Below are 6853 nucleotides of genomic sequence, written 5' to 3' on the forward strand. Positions count from 1 at the left end.
CGTCCGCAAGGTCGCGATCAAGTGCAGGTCATTGTCCTGCGTCGCGATCTTACGGACGGGCATCTTCCGCTTCGCGCAGTTCCCCGCGCCCCTGGTTGTGCGCTCCCTGGTTTCGCGCCCGGTGCGCTCAGTTCTCCGCGAGGATCGAGTCGCTGAGCTGGGGCCAGACCTCGGCCGCCCAGGGGCCGAAGTCGCGGTCGGTGAGGGCGAGGCAGGCGAGGTCGGCGGTGGGGTCGACCCAGAGGAAGGTGCCGGACTGGCCGAAGTGGCCGAAGGTGGCGGGGGAGTTGGCGGTGCCGGTCCAGTGCGGGGTCTTGTGGTCGCGGATCTCGAAGCCGAGGCCCCAGTCGTTGGGGCGGCGGTGGCCGAAGCCGGGGAGGACGCCGTTGGTGCCGGGGAAGGCCACCTCGCGGGTCGCGGCGTGCAGGGTGGCGGGGTCGAGCAGCTTCGGGGACTGGAGCTCCGCGGCGAAGCGGACCAGGTCGGCGGCGGTGGAGAGGCCGCCCGCGCCGGCGGGCGCGCGGTGGGCGGTGTTGATCAGGGTGGCGTGCATGCCGAGCGGCTGGAAGACGGCCTCGGCCGCGTACTGGGCGAACGGGATGCCGGAGGCGTGCTCCAGGATGGCGGCGAGGACGTCGAAGCCGGCGTTGGAGTAGAGGCGGCGGTTGCCGGGGGCGGCCATCACCCGGTTCTCGTCGAAGGCCAGGCCGGAGGTGTGGGCCAGCAGGTGGCGGACGGTGGAGCCGTCGGGGCCCGCCGGGTCGTCGAGTTCGAAGACGCCTTCCTCGACGGCGATCAGCGCGGCGTACGCGCTGAGCAGCTTGGTGACGGAGGCGAGCGGGAACAGGTGGTCCTGCGGTCCGTGCGTGCCGAGCACGGCGCCGTCGCTTCCGCGGACGACCGCCGCAGCGGCGTGGGGTACCGGCCAGTCCTCGATCATGCGCAAGCTCTGCATGGGCGGAACTCTAAACGACCGGTGGGGAGATGCGATGTGCCAGGCTTGCTTGGAGTGCGCTCCAACTGAGTAGCGTCGGAGCCGTCGTCGCCGAGAGCGGGAGTCAGTCCAGATGGCACAGCGGGATTCGCAACTGTCCGGGTGCGAGCAGGCGTTCGGCGCGCCGAGCGTGGCGCCCGACCGGACGCCGCGGCACGGGATCAGCGAGGTCTCCGCGGCCAGCGGCCTCTCGGCGCACACGCTGCGCTGGTACGAGCGGATCGGCCTGCTCGATCCGGTGGACCGCTCGCACGCGGGGCAGCGCCGCTACAGCGACGCGGATCTGGCCCGGCTGGCGTTCCTGACCAAGCTCCGGCTGACCGGGATGCCGGTGGCCGACATGGTCCGGTACGTCGAACTGGTGCGGGACGGGAACTCCACCCGGGCGGACCGCCGGCAGCTGCTGGTGGACCACCGGGCGGAGGTCCGGCAGCGGCTCGCGGACCTGCACGCGACGCTCGCCGTGATCGATCGGAAGATCGAACTCTACGGCGAGCCTCCTGCGGCCGACGGCGACGACGGGACGACTTTGACGCGGGCGTGCAGCCCGACCGAGGACAGGAAGAGCGCATGAGCGGCATCAAGACCACCCGGCTCGGCAGCAACGGCCCCGTCGTGGGCGTGCAGGGCCTGGGCTGCATGGGGATGAGCGAGTTCTACGGCCCGACCGACACCGAGGAGGCGCTGGCCACCCTCGGCCGGGCGCTGGAGCTCGGGGTGACCCTGTTCGACACCGCCGACGTCTACGGCTCGGGCGCCAACGAGGAGCTGATCGGCCCGTTCGTCCGGGCGCACCGCGACCGGGTGGTGCTGGCCACCAAGTTCGCCATCGAGCGGCGCGCCGACGACCCCGCGTACCGGGGCGTCAACAACGACCCCGCCTACATCCGGCGCTCGGTGGACGCCTCGCTGCGCCGGCTCGGCGTCGACGAGATCGACCTGTACTACATGCACCGGCGCGACCCGAAGGTGCCGCTGGCCGAGTCGGTCGGGGCGATGGCCGAGCTGGTCGCGGCCGGCAAGGTGAAGCACCTGGGCCTGTCCGAGGTGACCGGTCCGGAGCTGCGGGAGGCGTACGCGGTGCACCCGATCGCGGCGCTGCAGTCGGAGTGGTCGCTGTTCGCCCGGGGCCCGGAGCGCAGCGCGGTGCCCGCGGCGGCCGAGCTGGGCGTGGCGCTGGTGCCGTACTCGCCGCTCGGCCGGGGCTTTCTGACCGGGGCGTTCGCGGACGCCGGGCAGCTCGGTGCGGACGACTTCCGGCGCCACCTGCCGCAGTTCACCGGCGAGAACGCGGCCGGGAACGCGGAGCTGGTCGAGCCGATCCGGAAGGTCGCCGCCGAGCGCGGGGCGACGGCGGCGCAGGTCGCGCTGGCCTGGGTGCAGCAGCGGGCCGAGGTGCACGGCCTGGCGGTGGTGCCGATCCCCGGCACCCGCAGGCGCAGCCGGCTGGAGGAGAACGCCGCCGCCACCGAACTCACGCTGACGGCGGAGGAGTTGGCCGTGCTGGAGCCGATCGGCGGCCGGGTGCAGGGGGCCCGCTACGCGGACATGAGCGCCACCTCGGACGCCCGGGAAGTGTGAGGGGCGCCGTCAATTGCCCTGGGCGGTCGGGCGGCTGACGTCGCTGTAGTGGCCGAGGGCGATCGCGGCGAAGTTGTGGCGGCTGGCGGTGCCCTCGGCCAGGTAGCCGTTGTGGCCGCTGGCGCCCGACGAGGAGATCGGGGTGGCGCCGAACTCCTGGGTGGTCGGGTCGGCGCCGTGGCCGAGGCCGCCGACCTCCAGGTAGGGCACGTTGCCGATCCAGTCGCCGGAGTTGCGGGCCGCCCACACCCGGACGCCGGTGCCGAGCTCGGCGGCCGACTCGACGCCCATCCCGGGGCTGCCGAACGCCACCAGGTCGGTGGGTCGCGCGTCGTGCACGGTCGGCGCGGCGGTGCCGCACACCACCGAGCCGTAGGAGTGGCACAGCAGCGCGGGCGGCGCCTCCGGGTGGGTGGTCTGCCGCAGTCCGGCGAGCAGCCGTTCCAGGCGCGGCGCGGCGGCCTCGGCGAGCCGGGAGGTGGCGGCGTCCGGGCCGAGGCCCTGCGGGGTGACGTAGCCGGTCCAGGCGATCACCGCGGTGCGGGTGCCGGGGGCCTGGGCGCGCTCCTCGGCGAGCAGGGCGCGGGCCATGCCGGCGGGGGAGCGCAGCGGTTCGACGGCCTGGTCGAAGTGGCCGAGGTCGGCGTCCGAGCCGGGCACCAGGACGGCGACCCGCTGGGCGGCGGCCAGGTTGCCGTACACCTCGCTGACCAGGCCGCGGCCGCGCGGGTCGAACGCCAGGATCTGCCGGCCGTCGGCGAGCAGCGCCTCGGAGTCGTTGGCGCGGGAGACGGCCAGCGCCCGGACGGTCGGGTCCAGGGTGCGGTCCTCGGCGCGCTGCCGGGCCCGGTCGCGTTCGGCGGCGATCGCCTCCCGGTTGGCGCGGTACCGGACGCCCAGCGGCGCGCCGTCCAAGTTGCCGACCACCAGCGGGTATTCGAGGATCAGCCGGTCGATCTCGGCGTTCGTCAGGGAGGCGAAGAAGGCGGCGACGGCGGCCGGGTCGGCGGTGGCCGGATCCGGCAGGGTGCGGCCGAAGGAGTTGTCGGCGACCCAGGCGGCGCTGCCGGCGGGGGGCGTGGTGATGGCCAACTGCTCGCTGGACGCGGTGGCCTGGGCGACCGCCGCACCCGCGTCCACCAGGGCCGCGCAGCCCGCGAACACGCCGATCAGAATCCGCTTGACCCGCCTGCGGTGCATCGCGTCCACTCCCTCGGGCCGGTACATCGCAGCGGGCCGGGCCCGATGGTGCTACGACTGCCAACTACTAGTCAGCCAGATTAGAGGGCGGCAGACGCGCCGGGCAGGGGCCAAACAGTGTTCCGTGTCACATTCGCCCGGACGCTACCGCTCGTACCCGGCCCGGGCCCGCTTCGGCGCGACGGACCGCCAGGCGTCGGTGAGCAGCTCGCCCAGCTCCGCCGGCTCCACCAGCGCCAGTTGCACCCGCACCCAGCCGAACCGGCCGGTGTACGGCGCCACCGAGTACACCTCGGGCGCGGCGGCGATCAGTTCGGCCTGCTCGGGCAGCGTGGCCTTCACCGAGACCTGCCCCGACTCCGGGTGGCCCATCGCGAAGATCTTCCGGCCCACCCGGAACGTCTGCTGCTCCCAGGTGGTCTCCTGGTGCGCCTGGGGCAGCTGGAGGGCGAGTGCGGTCAGCTCGTCGAAGGTCGCCATGGCGGTCAGGGTACGGTCCGGCGCCGACAGTGGGAGGGTGACCGGGCGGCAGGGGATTGACGTGGCGTCAGACCGCGCCGAGCGCGTACACCGCGAACAGCGCCGCGCCCGCCGTCGCCACCGCGCGCCAGGCCCGGGACGGCCACGGGGCGTCGAAGCGCCGCGCCCAGCGGCCGATCAGCGCCAGCGCCACCGCGAACACCGGCAGCCAGGCCAGCCGGGCCAGGGCCCACAGGCCGGAGTCCGGGGCGGTGGTCAGGCCGGGCAGCGTGCCGAGGTGCGAGCCGGCCAGCGCGGTCAGGAACATCGCGGTCTGGTGCCAGCAGAAGATCGTCATCGCGCCCAGGTTGACCACCACCACCGGCAGCCACAGCAGCGGCCGGCGCAGCGCCCGGCCCAGCCGGTCCTTCAGCAGCATCGCCGCGCCGCCCTGCACCGAGGCCAGCGCCAGCACCAACAGGGACGGCGGGTGCGAGTTGGTGCGGGACGCCCCCGGCACGCCCACCATGCTCGCCGGGTAGTGGAACACCAGCAGCAGCACCGCGAACAGCACCGCCCCGCCGACCGCCGTCAGCCACGCCCCGGCCCGGGAGATCCGGCCGTGCGCCCAGTCCACGCCCAGCTGGTAGGCGAACAGCCAGCCCGGCAGCAGGTTCAGCAGGCTCAGCCACCCCGGCATCGACGCGCCCCACGGGCCGTACCGCAGCAGGTCCACCGCCGCGACCGTCGCCAGCAGCCCCGCCGAGGCCCAACCCCGGCTCCACGCACCGAACTTGACGCACAGCGGGGTGAGCGCCGTCAGCACCAGGTACATCGCGATGTACCAGAGCGGCTGCACCATCAGCACCGCCCCGGTGCGCACCGTGTCGGCCGGCACCCCGAGCATCCGCAGTACCGGGATCAGCGCCGCCCACACCGCGGCCACCCCCAGCACCGGCCGGGCCAGCCGCAGCACCCGGCCGCGGAGCCACTCCCCGGCGCCCACCCCGCGTTCGGCCGACCGCCGCAGCGACAGCGCCGACGCCCGGCCGCCCACCAGGAAGAACACCCCCAGCATCTGCAGCACCCAGCTCAGCGGCGCCATGAACGACAGCGCCGCCAGCGGGCTCGCGTTGTGCAGCACGCCGTCGGACAGCGTGAACCCGCCGAGCAGCCAGTGGCCCAGCGGCACCGAGAGCAGCGCCACGGCGCGCAGCCCGTCCAGTGCGCGGTCGCGGGTGGCGGGGGTTTTGGCATCGACGGTCGCCGCGGCGCGACGAACGGAAACAGGCAGCATCGGACGTCTCCTCTTGCAGGTCGTCAGGCGGTGGTGGGCGAGCCGGTGGCGGCGATCGCGGCGAACGCGGCGAGCGAGGCCGAACCGGGTGCGAAGTAGTCGGCGTGGCCGTGCGAACCGGTCGACGGCAGCAGGCGGGCGCGGAATTCGGGCGAGGTCGGGTCGGCGCCGTGGCCGAAGCCGAACACCGAGACGTTCGGCACCTCGCCGATCCAGTCCTCGGGATTGCGGGCGGCCGCCCACACCGGCACCCGCAGCTCGTCCGCCCGCTCCAGGCCCATCCCCGGCGAGGCGAGCACCACCACGCCCGCGACGTGCGCCGGGTCCGGCGCGGACTGCCCGCACACCACCGAGCCGTAGCTGTGGCAGAACAGCGTCACCGGCCCGGTGACCGGCGCGAGAGCGGCCGCCAGGCGGGCCAGCCGGGGTGCGCCCGCCCGGGCGAGCTCCTCGCGGGCCGCGTCCGCACCGAGACCGACGGGCGTCGTGTAGCCCGTCCACGCCACCACCGCGACGCGGTCGCCGCTCGCGGCGCGCAGCTGTCGGGCCATCGCGGCGGGGCGGTCGGAGGTCAGCAGGTCGACGTCGGAGCCGGGAACGATCACGGCTGCGCGGGCGTCGTGGGTCAAGTCGCCGAAGACCTCGGCGAGTTGGCCGCGGCCGCGAGGGTCGAAGGCGAGCAGCTGACGGCCGCTCAGGGCCGCGTAGCGGGCGGCCTTCCGGGCGGCGAGCTCGCGTTCCTCGGCGAGGAGCGCGGGGTCCTCGGCGCGGGACTGCTGGCGGCGGCGTTCGTCGGCCAGGGCCAGCGAGTTCGCCAGGTAGCGCAGGGCGATCGGGGCGCCGTCCAGATTGCCGACGACCTGGGGGTGGCGGAGCGCGAGGGCCTGCTGCTGCGCGTCGGTCAACCCGGCGAAGAACGCTGCCACTTCGGCCGGGGACGCGTTCGCCGGGTCGGGCAGCCGTAGCCCCAGGCCGGTGTCCGCCACCCACTCCGCGGAGCCCGGCGGCGGCCCCGTCAGCGGCGTCTGCGCATCCGCCGACGCCCACGACCCCGCCCCCAGCACCGCCGCCAACACCAACCCCGCAACGGCGGTGCCCCGACGCAGACGCCACAGCATCGCTTCCTCCTCCAGTTCGGCAACGGGGAGGAAGGTAGGGAGGGGGTGGGCGGGGGAGCGTCAACCTGCGGAGCCAAGACGGTTGTCATACCGGAGGGGCAGGCGGGCGCGAAACCGGGGGCGCGGGGAACTGCGCGACAAGCGCAAGTCACGTCCGCAAGGTCGCGATCACGTGCAGGTCATTGTCCTGCGTCGCGATCTTGC

The 6853-nt window shown here is 74.4% G+C and carries 7 protein-coding genes; 2 read left to right on the top strand and 5 right to left on the bottom strand.

What is annotated here, in order from left to right; all coding sequences use genetic code 11:
- Nucleotides 1–127: 127 nt before the first annotated feature.
- The gene (locus tag ACWEMJ_RS02165; protein WP_452134998.1) at nucleotides 128–955 is read right to left on the bottom strand and encodes a serine hydrolase domain-containing protein; all 828 of its coding nucleotides are present in this window, start codon (nucleotides 953–955) and stop codon (nucleotides 128–130) included.
- Between the two features lie 112 nt (nucleotides 956–1067).
- On the opposite strand from ACWEMJ_RS02165, the gene ACWEMJ_RS02170 reads away from it, so the two are divergent.
- Nucleotides 1068–1568, top strand: a complete 501-nt coding sequence (locus ACWEMJ_RS02170) for a MerR family transcriptional regulator (protein ID WP_452134999.1) — start codon at nucleotides 1068–1070, stop codon at nucleotides 1566–1568.
- Nucleotides 1565–2575 carry an aldo/keto reductase gene (locus ACWEMJ_RS02175; RefSeq protein WP_452135000.1) on the top strand — a complete coding sequence of 337 codons (1011 nt, stop codon included), beginning with the start codon at nucleotides 1565–1567 and terminating at the stop codon, nucleotides 2573–2575. Before ACWEMJ_RS02170 ends, ACWEMJ_RS02175 begins: the two co-directional genes overlap by 4 nt.
- Before the next feature lie 9 nt (nucleotides 2576–2584).
- Here the strand turns inward: ACWEMJ_RS02175 and ACWEMJ_RS02180 are convergent, their stop codons facing one another.
- From ACWEMJ_RS02180 to ACWEMJ_RS02195, 4 genes are all read right to left on the bottom strand, one after another.
- The gene (locus ACWEMJ_RS02180) at nucleotides 2585–3775 is read right to left on the bottom strand and encodes an alpha/beta hydrolase (protein ID WP_452135001.1); all 1191 of its coding nucleotides are present in this window, start codon (nucleotides 3773–3775) and stop codon (nucleotides 2585–2587) included.
- A 144-nt stretch (nucleotides 3776–3919) separates the two neighbouring features.
- Nucleotides 3920–4255: an MmcQ/YjbR family DNA-binding protein gene (locus tag ACWEMJ_RS02185; RefSeq protein WP_452135002.1), complete on the bottom strand. Its 336-nt coding sequence runs from the start codon at nucleotides 4253–4255 to the stop codon at nucleotides 3920–3922.
- A 67-nt stretch (nucleotides 4256–4322) separates the two neighbouring features.
- Nucleotides 4323–5531: an acyltransferase family protein gene (locus tag ACWEMJ_RS02190; protein ID WP_452135003.1), complete on the bottom strand. Its 1209-nt coding sequence runs from the start codon at nucleotides 5529–5531 to the stop codon at nucleotides 4323–4325.
- Nucleotides 5532–5554: 23 nt separating this feature from the next.
- Nucleotides 5555–6649, bottom strand: a complete 1095-nt coding sequence (locus ACWEMJ_RS02195) for an alpha/beta hydrolase (RefSeq protein WP_452135004.1) — start codon at nucleotides 6647–6649, stop codon at nucleotides 5555–5557.
- Nucleotides 6650–6853: the final 204 nt, after the last annotated feature.

Source organism: Kitasatospora sp. NPDC004531, assembly GCF_053602195.1.